General features: G+C 40.3%; 11 protein-coding genes and 1 pseudogene. 11 read left to right on the top strand and 1 reads right to left on the bottom strand.

Annotated features, from left to right (window positions below):
• Positions 1-65: 65 nt before the first annotated feature.
• From P4S65_RS06645 to P4S65_RS06685, 9 genes are all read left to right on the top strand, one after another.
• Positions 66-257: a hypothetical protein gene (locus P4S65_RS06645; protein ID WP_337119785.1), complete on the top strand. Its 192-nt coding sequence runs from the start codon at positions 66-68 to the stop codon at positions 255-257.
• Complete coding sequence (locus P4S65_RS06650; RefSeq protein WP_337119786.1) at positions 226-3,246, top strand: hypothetical protein; 3,021 nt, start codon at positions 226-228, stop codon at positions 3,244-3,246. Before P4S65_RS06645 ends, P4S65_RS06650 begins: the two co-directional genes overlap by 32 nt.
• A 408-nt stretch (positions 3,247-3,654) precedes the next feature.
• Complete coding sequence (locus P4S65_RS06655; protein WP_337119787.1) at positions 3,655-6,066, top strand: hypothetical protein; 2,412 nt, start codon at positions 3,655-3,657, stop codon at positions 6,064-6,066.
• Between the two features lie 14 nt (positions 6,067-6,080).
• Entirely contained in the window at positions 6,081-10,703 is a 4,623-nt protein-coding gene (locus P4S65_RS06660; RefSeq protein WP_337119788.1) for a hypothetical protein, read from the top strand.
• A gap of 2 nt (positions 10,704-10,705) precedes the next feature.
• The gene (locus P4S65_RS06665) at positions 10,706-12,847 is read left to right on the top strand and encodes a hypothetical protein (protein WP_337119789.1); all 2,142 of its coding nucleotides are present in this window, start codon (positions 10,706-10,708) and stop codon (positions 12,845-12,847) included.
• Positions 12,826-13,536, top strand: a complete 711-nt coding sequence (locus P4S65_RS06670) for a hypothetical protein (protein WP_337119790.1) — start codon at positions 12,826-12,828, stop codon at positions 13,534-13,536. The genes P4S65_RS06665 and P4S65_RS06670 overlap by 22 nt, the downstream gene beginning before the upstream one ends.
• A gap of 104 nt (positions 13,537-13,640) precedes the next feature.
• Positions 13,641-14,540 carry a contractile injection system tape measure protein gene (locus P4S65_RS06675; protein ID WP_337119791.1) on the top strand — a complete coding sequence of 300 codons (900 nt, stop codon included), beginning with the start codon at positions 13,641-13,643 and terminating at the stop codon, positions 14,538-14,540.
• A gap of 23 nt (positions 14,541-14,563) precedes the next feature.
• Positions 14,564-15,145: a hypothetical protein gene (locus P4S65_RS06680; protein ID WP_007377689.1), complete on the top strand. Its 582-nt coding sequence runs from the start codon at positions 14,564-14,566 to the stop codon at positions 15,143-15,145.
• 56 nt (positions 15,146-15,201) lie between these two features.
• Positions 15,202-15,681 carry a hypothetical protein gene (locus tag P4S65_RS06685; RefSeq protein WP_007377688.1) on the top strand — a complete coding sequence of 160 codons (480 nt, stop codon included), beginning with the start codon at positions 15,202-15,204 and terminating at the stop codon, positions 15,679-15,681.
• Between the two features lie 796 nt (positions 15,682-16,477).
• Here P4S65_RS06685 and gorA read toward each other — a convergent pair.
• The gene (gorA, locus tag P4S65_RS06690) at positions 16,478-17,842 is read right to left on the bottom strand and encodes a glutathione-disulfide reductase (RefSeq protein WP_096792397.1); all 1,365 of its coding nucleotides are present in this window, start codon (positions 17,840-17,842) and stop codon (positions 16,478-16,480) included.
• Positions 17,843-17,931: 89 nt separating this feature from the next.
• Here gorA and P4S65_RS06695 point away from each other — a divergent pair.
• Together P4S65_RS06695 and prlC are read left to right on the top strand one after the other, a co-directional pair.
• Positions 17,932-18,594: pseudogene (locus P4S65_RS06695) on the top strand (DUF2461 domain-containing protein); the annotation flags it as partial.
• An 86-nt stretch (positions 18,595-18,680) separates the two neighbouring features.
• Positions 18,681-20,720, top strand: coding sequence for an oligopeptidase A (gene prlC / locus P4S65_RS06700; protein WP_306725130.1), 2,040 nt, complete (start codon positions 18,681-18,683; stop codon positions 20,718-20,720).
• Positions 20,721-20,733 lie beyond the last annotated feature (13 nt).

The raw sequence follows: 20,733 nt of genomic DNA on the forward strand, positions 1-20,733 counted from the left end.
ATCTTTGTGAGCACGCTTTATTTTATTGCATTTTAATTAAATCTATTACTTATCAAGGTACTATCATGACTTTGAAGTCTAACAACAACCTCACCGTTGCGACGCTTAATACAGTTAACCCAAGTGAAGTGGGACGAAGTCAACTAGGGCGGAATATTAAAGCGTTATCTCGTTCTTTTTTACATAGAGCCGCGTACTGTAGACGCTTGGTTGAAGTACTTATCTGTGCTGGCCAAACAAGTAAACTATATCGATGAGCGTGTATTATCAGCTAATGGCACATGGGAAAACCTACTACCCGAGCCAGAAAAGCTTGCGGGTCTTGCGCAGCTAATTGAATATGGTAACGCGGATGAACATATTAAACAGTTAGCCAGTCGTCCTGATATGGCGTTATTACTCACCTTTATAGATTTATTACAACACAGTAATGCTCAGTTTAATCAATTTGTAGCGCGGCATTTAGATCATTTTTATGGTGAAGTGTTGCGCTTTGAGCCGTTATCAGAAAGCGCAGACAGTGCGCATTTAGTAATGTCGTTGAATAATGTTGATATGCTGACTTTACCTGCGGGAACACAATTTGATGGTGGTAAAGATGCAGAGGGAGCCCCTCTTATTTACAGTACTGATGAAGTAGTGACTATTAGCAAAGCGCAAGTGGATTATGTTGCTACTGTTAATAAAATCAAGTCTTCAGACCGAATCAGTTTAAATCAGCAAGTATTACTTGATAATGAGCAGAGTATATTACTTGAGCAAAGCGAGCCTACTTTTGGGCAAAAGCTAGCTGAACAAGTGTCATCAAGTGTTGAGGTTGGCTTTAAAATTGCTTCACAAGATTTATTTTTAAGTGGCGGTGAACGTATCGTCAGCTTAGGTTTTGGAGAACAAGCACTGTTACAAAATTGGTTAACTTGGTTTGACTTCTATATTTCCACCAGTGAAGGGATAAAAGAAATCGATGCAGCTCAATTGAGCGTTGTTGAACAGCATCTGCAATTAACATTCAATAGTTTGTTTCCTGCCATAACACCATTAGAAGATACGCCTATTGGCGAAGATAAAGCCCTGCCTTTTATTGCTTTGGTACTTAAAAATGATTATTACTATCTGCTCTATAGTGATGATTCGAGTGTATTTACGCGCTTTAATAGTTTCACAATCTCACAAATGAGTTTAACTACACAAGTGAGCGGTCTAGGTGGCGTGGTTGCGAATAATGGCGAGATAGATTTAGATACCTCAAAGCCATTTGAGCCGTTTGGTCTGACGCCAAGGTTGGCGTCTAAAGTTCATTTTACTCACCCCGAACTGGTTATCAAAAATATCACTCATGCTAATGTCGAGTTTGCATGGTTAGATAGACCCGATAATTTTGATAATTATTATCGTGCCTACAGTTATTATTACAGTGCACAGCATAGTCTAGATGAACGCTATTTTGATAGCAGCGCCTCATGTGGTATTGATCAACCTTGTGAAGGCATTGAATTGTTGGTGGAAACACTGTTTTCAAGTGATTGCCACTGCTTAACTTGGCCACACACTGTGGTGAATATTTCTCGCTCAGATGCGAGAAGTGATGCGCAAACGCATCTTGAGTTGTTTTATAATGAAGATTCGGGCGCGTTGCCTGAAGTAAAAAATAATATCGCTATTAACACACTAACCTTTGTGTATAACGATAATAATGCATTGCGTGACTATCAGCTATTACCCCTTGATGAGCCAACAGCTAGTAAATGGCCTAAGTATTATACCTTAGAGTTATCAGAGCAAGATTTTGCCCACAAAGATTATACCAAAGTGATTGAGCTATTTGCTTATAAGAATGCTAATTCAAATAACCCTGTATTAGTGAATGCACCTTACACCCCAACTCTTGATAGCTTAACTTTACACTATGAGAGTGAAAGTATTACTTCATCAGCGCTGACAGTGGGTAATCCTATTTTTTTAGAGCATATAACTCCTGTAGGGCGACCAACTGAGCAATTAAACAAGCAAAGCCTATTGTCTTTACTGCCCAGAATAGAAAAATTTGGTTATTTGTATATAGCGCTTAGCCAAGTCAATACGCCAGGGCAAGTGCGTATGTACTATCAGGTTGACCCCGTTGATGGTTATAACATGGGTGATAACCCGTTATTTGTATGGGAGTACTTTAACGCAGGTACTTGGCATCGTTTCAAGCGTGAAGAATCACAAGGTCAAGCGGGTGAGGGGCGCATCCTCAGAGACAGCACTTATGATCTACTCGATTCGGGGTTAGTGGTATTTTATTTACCTGAGCTGACACAAGACGGTTCATTTAATCACGATGGTAAGCTTTGGCTACGCGCCACGGTAGATCATAGTCAAACTGAAGTGCCGAGTAGCTTCGTTAATGCTTTTCCTATTTACTCCAAACTCAAAGGGGTGTTTGCGCAAGGTATGAAGGTGATTCTAACCAGCCAAGGTAATGACGCCTCTCATTTTGATCAACCATTACCCAGTGAGTCTATTAGTAAGTTGCTATTACCCAATCCTAACGTTGATAAAGTATTGCAGCCTTTTGCTTCTTTTGATGCCAAAGTAGCAGAAAAAACAGTGCAATTTGACCGTCGGGTGAGTGAGCGATTACATCATCGACAGCGCTTATTAAGCGCGTGGGATTATGAGCACTTCGTTTTACAAACTTTCCCGCAGTTGCATTCGGTACGCCCTGTGGTTAATGCATCTGGTTTATCGCTTGTAGTTGTACCGCTTAATTATGATGTTACGGTGTTGCAGCCCAAGGTGCCGCGTTATCTTAAGCGACAAGTTAGGGAGCAGGTAAATGCGTTGTCTGTACCAAACTTAACAATTGAAATAGATGATCCAAATTATGTTGAAGTACAGCTGGAATTGATCGTAAAAATTGATCCATTATACGATATTCAAAGCACTGTTATTGACCTGAACGAGATGGTAGTAGATTCACTAACACCATGGAATAAATTAGATAAACCGCTTGAGCGTACTATTTATTTAGCATCAATAGCACAAGTGCTAGAAACCCACCCTGCAGTGGATATGATTCAAGTGATCCGTGCCACTAAAAAAGGTCAAACTGAGAAACAATACAGCGTAATTAGCGCCGATAATGCACATGATATTTTAGTGCCTGCTCGCAATCACAAAATAGCCCTCGCTAATACCTTAGGCGATGTATTTGAAGGTATTGGCAAATGGGAAATTGAACTGGATTTTGTTGTTCAATAAGCCCGTATTCCCCCACTAAATTAATTATTAAACGGCCGCTTACAAAATAATTGAAATTAATTTTCACAGTTTTTGGATGCGTGCGTCTTGTAGTTATTCATATGACTAATTCAGGAATGTTATGGACAATCAAGTTCTGCAGATCTTAAATATTGCGCCCAGAAATACGGGGCAAGATTTAGAGGCACTGCGTCAGCAAGGCATAGCTAGAATACAACAATTCGCGCCCAATACCTGGACCGATCACAACCGTTTTGATCCTGGTGTAACGGTACTAGAAGTGTTGGTGTATGTGCTGTCTGATCTCAGTTATAAGTTGGACTATCCAATTCCGGAGCTATTAGCGCAACCACATAGTGGGGGAGTGTTAAATTTTACGAGCCCGAGCAAGTGTTATTTAGTCACTGTGTGACAGAAGATGACTATCGACGCCTTATTTTAGATTTACTAGAAGTTAAAAATGTACATGTTATATCGCGTCAAACCGAAGGCTCAAATGCCACTGTTTTAGATTTTAATGTGCTGTTGTACTCAACTAATGACGACAAAAAAACAAATGTAACACAGCTGATTAGCCGTGTATTTAGCCAAGCTCGATGCGTGAACCATAGACTAGGTGATATTACATTTTATGACGTCAGTAAAGTGACAATAGGCATGACCTTGTCATTACAACATGTTGATAATTTAGTGGCTTTATTAACGGATTTGTATACGTTAATCGGTCGGGAGATCTCCCCTGATATCCCTAAGTATTCTGCGCAGCAGTTATTACAACTTGGCATGAGTACTGGGCAAATCTATCAAGGACCCAAATTACATCATGGCTTTGTACTAGATGAAGACTTACATAAGTCATCTTATAGCGTGCGCTTGTTTAGCTCAGACATTTTAAGTGTATTACATGGGTATGAAAACATAGAGCGCGTTAACGCGTTTCGGTTTTTAGCCGATCAGAATAATGCGGATGGGAACTACAATGCTCAAGATGGTTATGAGTTTTGGCAAATTCAATTTGGTAGCGATGATAACGAGCAAATCGTTAACATTGCGCAATTAGGCTTTGATGAAGATAATTTTTTTAATGACTTAAATTTACTGATTGATGGTCAGTCATATCAGCTAACCGAACAAGAAAAAACCCTGATACGCCAAGGTTTGCAGGTGCTTAATCAAGCTCCTCAAGTTACTCAGTCAGTCATGTTACCTGAATTTGAGCAAGCAGGGCATTTAGGATTAAGTGACTATCGTTCATTACAGAATGAACTTCCACAAGTGTATGCTGTTGCAGAGCACACCTTAAATGAAGCTATTGATAGTACTGAAAAGGCTCGATTACTACAGTTTAAAGGGTATTTACATCTGTTTGATCAAATACTGGCAGATCAGCATAAACAACTTGATGTTTTGCCCGATATTCTCTCGCTTCCAAAGCCGCAATCATTTGAAAGTTTGGGTAAGTTACTCGATTGTATGTTGGCTAGTGAGTCGTTAAATGCTCAACAGGTCGACGTATTTTGGCAGCATGCTTGCACTTTACCGCATTCGCAATTAAGTCAGGCGCTAGAAGAAATAAGTGGAATTGAGCATTTGTTAGATACTCAATCGCTTAATTACAGGCAGCGGGGCATGCAACACAGCCTTGAGAGTGACTTTTCTATTGCACAATTGACACGATTAAATCAAAGCGTAGACCATTTACTAGCACGATTTGCTGAACGTCCTGTTGATAGTAATTTATTAAAATACAAAGCGGTATTTGCGCTTTATGCACCAAGCTTAAAAGATGAACGAGATCCTAACCCTGATGAATCATTGCTTGAGCGTTTGGTATTGTTGCGTCAGTACATAGATAAATGCCGCTTGCTAAGTGAGATTGGTGATTTAGGGCAGAATCGTTGTCGTGGTTTTGATTATCTTTCTAAAACTTTACAGTATCAGCATTGCAGTTCTATGGCTAAGGGTATTATGCGCCGCCTTGGCATGTCGCACCCTGGTCAAATGCCATTGGCCACCCATAACCGAGAAAGCTTTTACTTGGTTGAAGGGAGTTTACTTACAACGCCAGCACTGAGCGATACTTTACATGTCATTTTACCTGATTGGACAACTCGTTTTGCCACAGCAGAATTTCAGGATTTTGTACAACGTACGATCCGTGAATACACGCCGTTGCATATGCCTGTGCAATGTCTATGGCTAGACAGAGAAACGATGAGTTTATTTGAACGCTTATATTATGGTTGGTTGAATTATTTTGCGCAAACTCAACGTACTCGTTTTAGTGAGCAAAATGACACTCTGCTAAATATTACAGAGCAACTTAGCCAGCTACTAAGTTCTTTTTTAATTGAACCCAAAAGTACTGATGACAAAGGCCACACACATTGGCTGCTTGCAGATTTAATACTCACGTATCAAGCACTGCAGCATGGTAATTGGAATGCAATAAAAGCCACCATAGTGGAGCTACTCAATACCTACGATAGTGAACATTCAAATACTGATTTTATTATCACAGGGCAAAACGCTGATCAAATACATGATTCGGTTAATGAGAATATCCTAAGCCACGATGCGAACTTTCCCGATGGATTTGATGCCGATACTATTTTTTATCTAACAGCACAGCATCACATTGATGAAATCTGTCGCCCTAGTCTACAAGAGCATGCATCCCGTCAGCAGCGGCTCGCCATTAGCTATACGCCTTTGGCTTATTTAAAGCCACTTTTTCCTGTGTCTATTTCTGCTATTAATCCAATTTCGCCAGAGAAGTACCAATTTATCGTTGCTAACAGCACGCCAAATCGAATTTAATTAAGGAACACATAATGACTACACTTAATGATCAAAATGCGACGTTACCTGCGCATGCAACAACAGTAATTGAAAAGGAAAACCGCGATTCACTTATTGAGAAGTTTGATGATCTAAAAACGCCCTCAGGCAATGATTTTGAGGCGTTGATCCGCTCTAGTTTCAATCAAGTAGATGATCCTATTCAAGTGGTTAAAGTAGATGATAAAAGTGAATTAGAAGTGTCTGCACCTCTGACTATCACATCTGATACACAAACTAATGAAAAGTTGAAATTAAGTGCTAACGAATTGAGCATGACACAAGGTGAGACGCAAACGCTAAATCTCGATAGTGACAGCATGGAAATGTTTGACGGTGTATTGTCGCTTTCAAAAGACGATAAAAAGCTGCAAGTTTTGGGCACTGTACAAGCAAGTATGCTCAATGCGACTACTCAGGTGAATACGGTACAACTTAATACTGATGCATTGCTGGTTAACAACGCCAGTACAGAAATCTTACGTGCCGAGCTTGATGAAAATACAGCACCTAAAGTCACGATATCTGGTGATGCAAACATCACAAAATCTGTTACAGCTAAATCACTTAATGTGACGGATACAATTGATGCGTCAGATTTGGTGGTGTCAGTATCATCGACACTTGCAAATGCCAGTGCCAATACATTAGTGGTTACAGGTAAAACAATACTTAGCGACAAGCTTGAAGGTGAAAATGCGATATTTACCAGGCATCTAGAAGTAAGTGACACATTAGGTGTGGGGATTGATGCGCAAAGTACACAAGCTAAACTGCACATATCAAAACGCAGTAGTGATATGGATGCCTTGCTGCGAGTAGATGACTATAACAACGATACCACGCCATTTTTTATTAATTCTGAAGGTAAGGTTGGTGTGGGCACAACGGATGTTGCTGCCGATTTTCATGTGGCCAGTGATGCGCTTTTTGGTGATATACGAAATGCGCATTATGTGAAGCTTAACGGGCTAGATAAAAGTCACTTTGAAGGTAATGTTAGTGTCTCTGAATCAATGTCAGTGGGTGTGAATGAATTACCGATTGACGCTGGAAGCTTAGCGGTATCAGGTAAGCTTGCATTGGGCAAAGTTAACGCTACGGCTAAGTTAGATGTGAATGGTAACACCGGAGAGTCATTATTAAATATAGCGACGAACGCAGCACAGTTTGTCAAAGTCACAGATGCCCCATTGCTAGATGAATCAAAAATTACGGTGTACCAAGCAACTAAAATCAAAGATGCTTTAAGCGTTGAGGGACATGTCACTGGCGAAAGCGTAACAGTAAATCAGCACCTTGATAGTGATACAGCAACAATAAATGGCCAGTTAATTGCTGGCAGTACAACGACTGATAGTTTAACGGTGAATACTCACGCTGATATTGAACAAGCGCAGATTTATAATCAGCTTAATATTGCTTCAAACAATGATCAACTAAACTGGGAGTGCGACGCAAAGCTTGCTGTATTGAGTAGTCCAAGTAACTCTTCAGGCGTTGAGATCAGTCATTTTAACGGCCAAGCAGTGACGCCTATTATCACCAGTAAGATGGATAAATTAGGTCTTTTTGAATCTAACCCAATGAAGTCCTTGCACGTAGGAGCTGATGCGCTGTTTGCGCACTCTGTAGATTTTGCCAGTGATATTAATGTATTGAACAATAATGACGAAGCCATTTTTAGCGTCAACGATATGAATGTGGTTGTGGGGAACAGTAATTATTCCACACAACTTAGTGTGCATGGCGGTGCTGGTATTTTTGGTAATACAGAGGTTCATGGTCAATTAACGGTGGGTGTTGCTGGTAATCCATTATTAAGAACTGCCAACTCGCAAGTGCATATCACCCAATTGAGTGAACAAGCGGCAATAAAAGTCGAACATGCCACTGAAGGTTTTGCAACTTATATGGCTGCCGGTCAACTTGCTATTAACCAGCCATTACCAGTATCTGATGTGAATTTTGCACTAACTGGCCAAGCTTGTGTGACTGGTCAAGTGCAGATCATGGGTGAGGCGAACTCAGGTGAAGAGGTTGCGCTTGAAGTTCAAGGCGACACTAAACTAAAAAACAAGCTGTGTGTTAATGGCACGGCTCAAGTTGATGATGGTTTATCACTTAGCGTAACGAATAATAGCGCGCAGCAACAAAAAGATGCCTTAGCTGTGCAAGGTTCTAGCCACCTAGCTGGCACTTTATCTGTGACAGATGCCGTTGATTTTCATAATGGCTTAACGGTAACAGATGGTGCTGTGACCTTTTCTGATAACTTCAATGCTAATGGTCCAACGACCGTCGATAATACACTCACAGTGAATGGCCATGTGAGTGTTATGGATGGTATGAAAATATCGCCCACTGAAAGCGGTAATGCGTTACTTGTTGAAGGCGGAGCGCAATTTGATACTGATGTAGAGATAGAGGGTGACTTAAATCTATCAGATAAACCGGCAAACGCACGATTACATATTCAAGAGCAAGGAAAGCAAGGGCTTTATATTGAAAGACAAGGAGGCCAGGCGGGTTTAGTATTTAACGACGGTCGATTAGGTGTGGGTGTTGAGCGACCCGATTATGCGCTCGATGTTGCTGAAGATAGTCAGTTTAGAAAAGACGTTGGGATCAAAGGGCGCTTAGAGGTCGATGAAAGTTTACATGTTGATGAGTATGCCAGCTTTAGAAGTAACATTAATGTGTACGGTAATAGCGAACTCGCAGGAGAAGCGCGCTTTGGTTTACCTTTTAGTAGCGTTATTGATGACGAATCAGCAGGTATGCCTGCGGGTATAGCACAAGTGGCTATTGACCAAAATCATTTTGCAAAAGCTTTTGCTGTTTACCATCAAGGTGCAAAACCCGTTGTGATTGAAGACGGTAAGCTTGGTGTACAAACCGACTCACCAACACAAGCATTGGATGTTAACGGCAATGCAGTATTTAGAGGTGATGTTGAGCTTAAAGGAACGTTGCACGGCTCTGGTCGATTAGAGTGCTTGGATGGAGCAAAAATATTTGGCGATGTTGAGCTGCGATCGGACTTAACTGTTAGTGATGATGTTCATCTCAAAGATACGTTGTTAGTGGATGGTATCTCAACATTTAATCGCCATGTTGAAGTGAAAAGTGAAAGTACATTCCAAGGTTCGGTAAGGCTCAATGATGAGCTTTCGGTCCAAAATCACACGTCATTGCGAGATACCCTTACAGTTGCTAAGCAAGCAACGTTCCAAGGCGGCATAAACATTGAAGGATTAGAGGTTGGTTCACAGGTGTCTGTTACACCAGCAGCCACGTTCAATAATGCAGTAACAGTGCATGGTCAAGTTAATTTACTTAGTACTTTGCAAATGGGAAGCCGTATAACGGGGCCCTCTATGTCGGTATTTGGCACTGAGGGTGAGCATCTTATCAATGTTGAGTCGGGCAAAGATGCAGCTCCATTAATGATTCAAGCTAATGGCCACGATGCCCTACACATAACATCAGAAGGTAATGTTGGTATCGGCACGCAAGCACCAAGCTATAAATTAGATATTGAAGGGGATGTACGTGTTCGCAATGCATTGCTGGTGGATAATAGCTTAAGCTTTGCTGATGGTGCCATCATACAAAGTGATTGCACTGTAAATGGGTCACTTAATTCATCAACACTCCAATTGGGTGAAACCCAAATGATTGACTGTATATCAGCTGATGTTGATCTTGGTGGTGATATGGCTTCAGATGAAGCTCTGGCAACACAGGCTGCCGTAAAAGCGTATATAGATGCGCATTGTTGGTCGTGGGCTAAAAGTAACAAAGTACTGTTGATACAAAATCAGCAAGAGTTTGATGAAGTGATGAGCCGAGAGTTGCTCTGCAATGTGACTCTTTTACTACTGCCACACACCAGTCATCCACAAATGAACCGAGTTTACAAATTGAAACAACAAGTACGCATAGGTTCAAACGTTAGTATTATAGGTTTTAATGAACGAGAAACGCGCATTGTAAAAGAACATGCAGGGTGTCGCTTTTTAATTCATGGTCAAAGTGACGCGCTGATCAAAAGTGTTGAAATGCGTGGTTTTACCTTCGATGGTTCATTACTTAATGGTGGCTTGTATGAAGGTAATGGAGGCGCATTTCATTTACGCTATGTGCGAAGCACAAAACTTAATTGTGTCATCGAAAATCATCATGTTAATGGTGATGGTGGGGCTATTTACGGTGAAGCTGACGTCAGTGGTGTCGAAGCTAGCAATATTAAACACTGTTCAGCAACACGCCAAGGTGGCGGTGTGTATGGTGTGCGAGAGTCAACTTTAGATGTGTCGTCATGTCACTCTGAATATGGCGCAGGTGTTGCGTATTGCGATGATTGTCAAGTAGTTGCACGTGCTAACACCGCGGTGCTATACGGTGGTGGCGCATATAAATGTCAAAACCTGATGGCACAGGGTTATTGGCGAAGTAACCGTGCGGAGGCGAGTGTTGGGCATCATATTTATAGTGCAGGAGGAGACATTAGTCACGATGACCATACACATCAAGATTATTGGTGGCATGCATTATATTTAGATGGCCCAGTGATGTGTGGTACTCAACCTTGGCGCAATGATCACTTTTAATTATGAAACTAACCATCAAACAGTTTAGGGCTGATATACAGGCCCCTCAATCAGCTTTGCGTGCATCAGACATAACCTTGGATGATGTTCAAAGTCAATTTTCAGAGTGGATCATGCAAGGTCTATCACAAATGGACTGGCCTGAATTAGATGAATCAGACTTACAGCTTGATACGATTAAGTTACCTGATTTGGTTATTGATTTGGCTGAAATTGATTGGCAATTTGTAATGCTAGACCCATTTGCAGCGTTTAAACATTATGTTTATCCGCTGCTGAGCGACAGCATAGCAAGGCCATTAAAACAATACCGTAAACAGAACTCTGCTCAGTTCGCTGTGATAAATAGCCAAGGTGCAACTCGTCTTAATAGAGTTTTACTTAGTTTACTTACAAAATTAAGTAAACAAAATCCACAGGGAATAATGGCCAAGACGACGCTTAGACTTGAGTTAAAAAGGCAAATTAGTGAAGCAATTAAAACCATCTCTAACCCGCTTCAGCAACTCCAAGCAGAGCCAAATTGGCCGCAACTTAGGCAAAGGTTAGTACAGTTATTCAAACAAGATAAAACGGTACTCCTGTTGCTGGTGGCGCCACTTTATAATGCGCAAGAACAGCAAAGAGTTAGCAAATTGTTGGCTTGCTTAAGTATGGCGCAATGTGATCGTTTTATTCGCTTATTAGAATTTACGACGAGTATCACTGAGCATACTGAGCGCGAACAACAGTGCATTTTGTTGCTCTCACTACATGAATTATTTGTTGCCCATAGCGCTTTTAGCGAGCGATTATTACTACAAACTACTGCTGTACTTAATACACCTAAATATAGGCAAATGCTCAGCATGTGGTGTGTATTAAATAAAGCGCAGTGTAATAAAAAATTACTGAGTGATTTACAGCGTATTGTGACTAGTGCTGCGAAGCAAAGTGATCTAGCAATTGAGCTGGTTGAGCACTCAGAGTTGGTTAACAATGACAGTAGGAAACTAAATATAGCCAAAAAAGTCAATGTTTTAGGGGTAAAGCAACAACAAACTTTAAAACAGGTATTAACATTATTACAGATCCTTGCTGATTCACATGCTTTACCAAAGCAAAGGCTAAAAGCTTGGTTCGCACTGCAGGTTATTCGCGCCAATCAAACACGACTAAGCGTAACTTTAGCTTCCAAATTAACCCAAATAACTCAAGCGGTCGGCGATACTTTTCGAAAGAGAGAAACACCGCAGCATACAGTAGATAAAATAGTAAAACTAACAGACAAGCTAGGTTCTGAAGGACTATTTAGTTGCCACGTAAATAACCAAAAATTGGGAGTGTTGAGGCTCTATAGCTTGTTGAGTCGGTTGCCTGATGTGCCAGCTCTACTCTTAGAGAGACCGATTAAATGGCAAGTAAAAAAGCGTATACCTGAACAAGAAATACAATGCTGGTTTGATGACGTAAATAGATGGAGTAAGCAATATCAGCAAATAGCGACGAAGAAGCAATTAGATGAGTTCGCTATACAAGTTAACCATAATGAACTATCGACTGTGCTCAAACAGATTAAAATTTGGTTGGTGCAGTATCAACAAACGATGTCCCTAGATGCCTATGATCACATAGTACTACCTTGTGTTATTGAACTATTGAAAAGCTTACCTATTCAAAAAAACTCGAACTTATGGTTGCAATTACACAGTACAGAAAGTGGTCATGCACTTAATCGGATCGTTGAAAAGTTACAGGTAGAGTGTCAACGCGCTCTTTCAGATGAATCAACTACTCAAGCTAACTTAACTGGATTGTTATTTGATGGTGCGCAGAGTGAAAAAGCTATGCATGAGTGTTTAGATAAACTTTATCAAAAACTTAACCGCAATTTAGTAAACATGGTTCAAAGTTTTGAGCAACAACATGCTTTAACATCTGGGCAAACTGCAATGAATAACCGTGGCTCTATTACTTGGCAATGTTACGCTAGAGTCACCCACATGGCTAAATTTGGGTATAAATTACAGTTTTGCTATCAGCCATCATTACAACGTGTTTATCGTTTTGTTTTAAATCAGCAAGTATGGCTTGCTAATGAACTAAGTTCATTACTTTTTGGTGAAATAAAGCAAGATGAGCAGTGCAAGCAGCTGCAAAAATAATTACACAGCACGTTCAGTCTTTAGGTTTGATTGAAAAAGAGCTACTTCAAAAGTTACCGCTCATAGCGCGTGCCGAGGTTGGTTTGGATGCTTGGTTCACACCTTTGATTAGTCATGCAACAAAACATCTAACAGAAATGAATAGTGTATGGCTGCAGCCTTTTAATATTGAGGAACTTTATACATCACGCATAGCAAATTTCAATGATGAACAAGTTACGGTTTTTCAGCCACAAAAAAATGAGCGACGAGCTGACAGCGTTACTCATAACATAACCCAAGAATATGAGGTGGATGAAAAACCTCTAGCGGTGCAATGTAATTTGCAAAAGCATAAAGTTGATACGCATATTACACATGGAGCGGTATCAACCTTGGTTGAGGACGAGCAAGTGTCTTTCACTAAAGCTACCTTAAATGCCACTAAAGACGATGACAAACTACGTAATAATTTTCTACCAGATGTACTTACGCATGAAGATAACAATGACAGCGTATTGTTAAACATGAGTAGCGATATGAACATAAGTCATAAACCTTCAGAAACGTTTGAGTATAGCGATGAAAATCAAGTTAATGTCGATAAAACACAGGTGACACTCGATAAAAACTCAGCGCAAGTACCTAAGCTCAATATGCAAAAAATAGCGTTTGAAAATAATAATACACGTCAAAGTAAGGGGGTATAAAACAAACTCAAAGCTCACATGTCGAGCTGGATATTGAGACAATTAAAGACGACGAAGTACACCATGGTTCAGCGTCATCAGCACAGAATAATAAGCTTAATAAAGTGAGTTCATATACAGAGGAAACCATAGGTACTCATTCATCAATATTAGTTAAACATGACGCAAAAGAAGCATTGACAGCACAGACGCTCGTAACTTCGCCTCAAGGAGAGAAAAACCAAGTAGTAACCCGCTCAGAAACGCTGCTTAACGCATTAATGGCGGTTGAACGCGTTGATGAAACGCAAAACTTATTAGCTCACATAGAAAAACGAGCTGATGTTCAATCAACACTGCAAAATTCTGATCTCAAACAGGCAATTAAACAAAGTAAAAGACTTTTAACAAAGCTTGCCAGAACCACGTCTTCAGAGGGCGAAAAAGGGGTTGTTCAAAGTGCTATTTCACAAGTTAAAACGCAGCTAGCGCAATTACAACAAGTGAATGAACAGCAAAGTGAGCCTGTCACATTTGATGTGGGTTTGGTTATTCTATGGCCTTTTTTACCTACTTTGTTTACCAGGCTTGGGCTGATGGATGAAGGGGAGTTTAAAAACGATGACACGCAAATGCAGGCGCATGCCGTGCTTTGTTATATCGCTAATATTGATCCACTTATTGAAGTTAGTTTAACCGTTAATGCGTTGCTGGGACTGCCATTAGATACCCAAATAGAGGAACCCATTGAGTTGAATGAACAGACAATTATGGCAATTGATCATATGTTACATGCGCTTGTGAATCGTTGGGAAGTGTTAAAAAGAATGCCAACGATTGAGTTTTCTAAGATGTTTATTACACGAGAGGGGACGGTTGAGCAAACAGAATCAGGTTGTCATATTCGCGTAGTGACTATGCCGCAAGACGTTCTAATGTCAAAGTTGCCTTGGGGGCTTGGCATGGTGACATTGCCTTGGTTAGGTAAAGCGTTACTTCATATTGAATGGAAGTATGGTTTTTAACAAACAAGTTACAGAGGATTTTTATGCATACCTATAGCGAAACCAACACGCATGAGTTGATTCTTACACATCAGCATAAATCAACACTTTATGACGCTGCTAAAGCGAAAGCCGATAGCACTCGCCTACTTAGCGAATACGATCGCAAGCGTTACTTTGACGAGCTGTTTTCACACACAGTGTTAGCGCAGTTAAGTGATATAAAAATAGAGTTGGCCAGTCATGGTTACGCGAGTGAAGTTATAACGGAAACAGCTCAGTTAGAGAGTGGCAACACTGTTGTTGATTTTATTTATGAAGTCACATTTAAATTTAATGGTAATTTACAAAGTGACGACACAATAGCCTCCGGTGATAGTCAAATGGTATTTTTCACACAACCAGGCAGCAATCATATTGCTTGTCGTTATAAAACAGCACAGTTAAATAGTCAGATACAACACTTATATTTTGACGATGAAGGATACAGTCATTTTCTAGCGAATGGCGAGTCTAAGACTTTGTGGCACGGGCATTTAAGGAATCATTCAGAGCTAGCATCAATCCTTGATGATTTTATTTCACTTATTTTTATTGAAAAAAGGACTAGTTTGAGTCGAATTTAATTCACATTTCTAATGCCCGCACGTTATTCCTAGAAGTTCTAACAAAGGAAGTGATAATGGCAAATTATGTGCAGGCATTTGAAAAAGTCTTTGCTTTAAAGCGTGAAGCAGCAAACATTTATAGTGTCAATATTGAGGATCTCACCTGCTGGCAAACCATGAAGGACATTGGCTTCTCCTCATCTGAGCTATACCAACTATTTAAACATCATTACTGTGAAGAAATATGGCTGCAGTTGCAGGGAGAAAATATCCAGCAACAAAGTATTGCTAATTTATTATTTAAAGCATCAGTTAAAGGCTATGTTGACGAATTATTAGTGCAATTTCAGCAGTGTTTTTCACTCCCTATTAGTGGCGTAATGTGTTCGTACACGCTGCAACAAATTAATCAAACTGATCAGCCTAGGCTCACTATATGGCTTCGTTTATATACTCTTTATTTTGATATTTATGCCAATCAAACACACCTATATTCTCAACTCGAATATTCACCGGAACAACACTTTTTTAGTCCTCAAGTTTGGCTTCATTAAGTAGCCCTATTTAAAGACATAACCCTCTTCCATACTCTCCTTCCTTCTCCTGTTAATAACGACTATTGCAGCGACTGACTAAGGAGGCTTTTGCCTCCCCTCCTTCCCCAAAAAATTTATTAATCAGAGGAGTAATTTTGATGAAAAAAATTTTGAGAGTTCATCGGACTGCGATGCAAAAAACAAATCTAACCCCGAGCTTGAGCAAACAAATATAGATCAATCTACCAATCGTACTATGCCTCAAGATATTGTCATTATGTTAATAGGACGATGGGCGATGCCCACTACGGTAGTGTTAGTCTTAGTAACTTGCCTTGCTGGATATTTTCTTGAGCTTCAAGCGTTTACTGCCGTGGTAGGAATGATATCGCCGGTAGTGATGGCACTAATTATGGTCATAAAAGAAGCTTTGATAGGAGGTAGAAACAAGCGTAACCGAAAGAAGTAACAAAGCTGGCAGTAAGTTCCCATACTGTTATCCAATTCAACAAAACATAAGACCGTAAGGCGATAATAAGGGTAGGGCGTTTATCAAGAAGTTTAAAAGTAGAATGGTTACCTACAGCCGTTTATCGAAATAACTCAGAAATAGAGAAAGATATAGGTTGTTACTGTATAGATTAAAGCTTGGAGGGCTACATAGTCACAATAGGCGGCTCGCCTTACTGCTACGGATGGAAAAATTAATTTACTGTCTAAAGTTAGTTGATCACTCCCCTCATTGATAAAGTGATTAATGCGGGGAGTTTAACGTTTTCAGATATTGAAAACGTTTATGTGTATCTTTTTTACACTAACCTCTCATGGTTACAAACTCTTCTGAGCCAGTCGGGTGAATAGCCACAACAGCATCAAAATCAGCTTTAGTTGCACCCATTTTCATGGCAACGGCAAAACCTTGAATCATTTCATCAACCGCAAAACCAATACCATGTAGGCCAACTACTTTTTCGTCTGGGCCGGCACATACAAGCTTCATTTTACAAGGCTGGCGATGTTTAGTTACCGCTGTGTACATAGCCGTAAAGCCAGATTGGTAAATCTTAACGTTTTCTTCGCCATACTGAGAGATAGCTTCTTGCTCAGTAAGGCCAATAGTACCAATTGGTGGGTGACTAAATACAACAGTAGGAACTAGGCTGTAATCCATTTTTAAATCATCAGGTAGTTCTTTATTAAATAAACGCTCTGATAAGGTACGCCCTGCTTTCACTGCTACAGGCGTAAGTTCAATACCGTTTTCGATAATATCGCCAACCGCGTATACATTTTTAGCTGTGGTATTTTGAAACTCATCAACTTTAACAAAACCATCGCTGTTAACTTCTACGCCGGCAGCGGCTACATTAATTGCATCTGTTGTTGGCTGGCGGCCAATGGCCCAAATTACTTGGTCAACGTTATGAGTTTTGCCATTATCTAAATGTAGCGTTACAGAGCCATCATCTTCTTTAACTAATTTATGAGGTACAGATTCTGTATGAAGAGTAGGGCCTTCAGCAGCCATAACATCAACAAGTGTTTCAACTATGTATGGGTCAAAGTTACGAAGTGGAGAATGCTTACGAACAAATAAATGTGTTTCAGTACCTAAACCATGTAATACACCAGCAAGCTCGACGGCTATGTAGCCTGCGCCAATAACGGCAACGCGCTTAGGTTGCTCTTTTAGCTCAAAAAAGCCATTTGAATCGATACCGTGTTCAGCACCTTCAATATGCGGAATGCTTGGGCGACCACCTACTGCAATTAATATATGGTCGGCTGTGTAGTGCTCGCCGTTTACTTCAACTGTTTTATTATCTACAAATTTAGCAAAACCTTTAATTACAGTAACGCCATTGCTAGCAAGGCCACTGTCGTAACCTTTATGAATTCGACCTATGTAGGCTTCACGGCTTTCTACTAACTTGCTCCAATCAAAGCCTTTAACTTCAACATTAAAGCCGTAATCTGGGGCATATAAATTAATTGCTTCAGCAACCTGAGCACCGTGCCACATTACTTTTTTAGGTACGCAACCCACGTTTACGCATGTGCCGCCCATGTGTTTTGCTTCTATAAGTGCTACTTTAGCGCCACGCATTGCCGCTCTATTTGCAGAGGCAATACCACCACTGCCACCACCGATTGCAATATAATCAAAGTGTTGTGTCATTTTATGTCCTTAGGCGTTGAGTTTTATGCGCATTAGCATAACATTAAGTTTTAAAAATAAAGAGTGTTTAGGTGACCTATGTTTAGTAAAAAACATTCGAATTTCTTGCTCAGCTTGATCAAAACAATAATAGAGACTGGTTTAACGACCATAAATCACAGTATGAGGAATACGTAAGAGAGCCCGCTTTAGATTTCATTAGGCAAATGCAAGCACCACTTGCTGAGGTTTCTAGCCATTTTGTCGCATCAGATAAAAAAGTCGGCGGTAGTTTAATGAGAATCCATAAAGACGCGCGTTTTAGTAAAGATAAAACCCCATATAAAATTAATGTAGGAATTCAATTTCGCCATTTTATGGGAAAAGACGTACACGCCCCTGGTTTTTATTTTCACTTAGCAAATGACGAATGTTTTATAGGTGCTGGTATTTGGCGACCAGAATCAAAGGCGCTTAACGCAATTAGAACCTGCATAGATGAAAACCCAAATAGCTATAAAAAAGCAATTTATGATGAGCAATTTAAATCTATATTTGAAATGTCAGGAGAGTCGCTAAAACGCCCACCAAGAGGTTTTGAAAAAGAGCATCCCTTAATAGATGAGCTCAAACGAAAAGACTTTATAGCCATTAGCCCACTTACTCAAAAGCAAATATGCAGCAATAACCTAGTTGATACGGTGTTAGAACGTTATAAAGTGGCCGATTCATTAATGGGTTATTTGTGCTTTGCTTTAGAGCAACCCTATTAAAATTACACAACTTAAAAGCAGTTGAGTTGTTTTTTTACTTTTAGACCCAATTTAAAACGTAATGCATTAACGCAAAGAGAGTATTTATGAGCAACCCACTAATTGGCCTTGAAGGCTTACCACCATTTTCAAAAATAAAGCCTGAGTACGTAGTACCAGCACTAAAAGACGGTATTGAGCTTTGTCGTAAAGCTATTGATGACGTGCTAGCGAAAGGTTCGTACACGTGGGATGACTTAGTATTACCCCTTGAAGAAGCTGACGATAAATTATCGCGCATGTTTTCCCCTGTATCGCATTTAAATTCAGTAATGAATAACGACGAATTACGTGAAGCTTACGAGCAATGCTTACCGTTAATATCAGAATATTCAACATTTGTAGGTCAGCACCAAGGTTTATACAACGCGTATAATACGCTTTATAACAGCGACGAATTTAAAACGCTGACTACAGCACAGCAAAAAACAATTACTAATGCGCTGCGTGATTTTAAATTATCGGGTATTGCATTAGCACCGAAGCAGCAAAAACGCTACGGCGAAATTAGCGCGCGTTTATCAGAACTAGCCTCAAAATTTGGCAACAACGTAATGGATGCCACACTTGCTTGGCACAAACATATTACTGATGAAAGCGACTTAGCTGGCTTGCCAGAATCTGCTTTAGCGCTTGCAGCTGACACAGCAAAAAGTAAAGAGTTAGACGGTTGGGTATTTACCCTTGATTTCCCGTCGTATTTACCAATTATGACCTATGCAGATAACCGCGAACTCCGCAGAGAAACTTACACCGCGTTTTCTACGCGCGCATCAGATCAAGGCCCTAATGCCGGTGAATTTGATAACTCAGAGATTATGAGTGAGGAGCTTGCGCTTCGCCATGAACTTGCACAGTTACTAGGATTTAACAGCTACGCTGAAAAGTCACTGGCAACTAAAATGGCCGAAACACCGGCGCAAGTATTCTCGTTTTTAGAAGACCTAGCGGCTAAATCAAAACCACAAGCAGAGCAAGAAGTGGCAGAGTTAAAAGCCTATGCTGAGCAAAAGCATGGTATTTCTGAATTAGAAGCATGGGATTTTGGTTACTACAGCGAAAAACTTAAGCAAGAAAAATACGCTATTTCAGATGAAGTACTACGTCCTTACTTCCCTGCAAATAAAGTATTAAGTGGCTTATTCGAAACCGTTAACCGCTTATTTGGTATTAGCGTAAAAGAAGTTACTGACTTTGATACTTATCACAAAGATGTACGTTTTTTTGAAATTGTAGATAGCAGCAATACCTTACGTGGACGTTTTTACCTCGATTTATATGCACGCGACCGTAAACGCGGTGGGGCGTGGATGGATGACTGTATGGGTCGTAAAGTACGTGCTAACGGCGAACTACAAACTCCAGTGGCTTATTTAGTGTGTAACTTTAATAAAGCGGTTGGCGATAAACCTGCATTGTTTACTCATGACGAGGTGACAACCTTATTCCACGAGTTTGGTCATGGTATTCACCACATGCTTACACAAGTTGATGCTGCTCCTGTTGCGGGTATTAATGGTGTAGCGTGGGATGCGGTAGAGCTTCCTAGTCAGTTTTTAGAAAACTGGTGTTATGAAGAAGAAGCATTGAGCTTTATTTCAGGTCATTATGAAACGGGCGAGCCGTTACCTAAAGAGCTACTTGATAAGCTACTAGCGGCTAAAAACTACAACTCAGGCATGCAAATGCTACGTCAAATTGAGTTCTCGTTATTCGACTTTAAAATCCACAATGATTATAAAGCGGGTGAAGAGTGTCAAATTCAAGCCGTACTAAACGATGTGCGTAGCCGTACCTCGGTCGTTAATCCACCTGAGTTTAACCGTTTTCAGCATGGCTTTAGCCACATTTTTGCAGGCGGTTACAGCGCTGGTTATTACTCATATAAATGGGCTGAAGTTCTATCTGCTGATGCTTATTCTAAATTTGAAGAAGAAGGTATTTTTAACCCGCAAACCGGGCAAGCTTTCATGCAAAATATTTTAGAAAAAGGCGGCAGTGAAGAGCCAATGGAATTATTTAAAAAGTTCCGTGGTCGTGAGCCTAATGTTGACGCGTTACTACGCCACAGCGGTATTGCAGCTTAAAAAAGCTAATATT

It is taken from the genome of Pseudoalteromonas sp. B131b (genome assembly GCF_037162545.1).
GTDB lineage: Bacteria > Pseudomonadota > Gammaproteobacteria > Enterobacterales > Alteromonadaceae > Pseudoalteromonas > Pseudoalteromonas fuliginea.

Coding starts and splice junctions, on each gene's coding strand:
- P4S65_RS06645 (WP_337119785.1), top strand. CDS start 66: ATGACTTTGAAGTCTAACAACAACCTCACCGTTGCGACGCTTAATACA.
- prlC (WP_306725130.1), top strand. CDS start 18,681: ATGAGCAACCCACTAATTGGCCTTGAAGGCTTACCACCATTTTCAAAA.
- P4S65_RS06680 (WP_007377689.1), top strand. CDS start 14,564: ATGCATACCTATAGCGAAACCAACACGCATGAGTTGATTCTTACACAT.
- P4S65_RS06665 (WP_337119789.1), top strand. CDS start 10,706: ATGAAACTAACCATCAAACAGTTTAGGGCTGATATACAGGCCCCTCAA.
- P4S65_RS06660 (WP_337119788.1), top strand. CDS start 6,081: ATGACTACACTTAATGATCAAAATGCGACGTTACCTGCGCATGCAACA.
- gorA (WP_096792397.1), bottom strand. CDS start 17,842: ATGACACAACACTTTGATTATATTGCAATCGGTGGTGGCAGTGGTGGT.
- P4S65_RS06685 (WP_007377688.1), top strand. CDS start 15,202: ATGGCAAATTATGTGCAGGCATTTGAAAAAGTCTTTGCTTTAAAGCGT.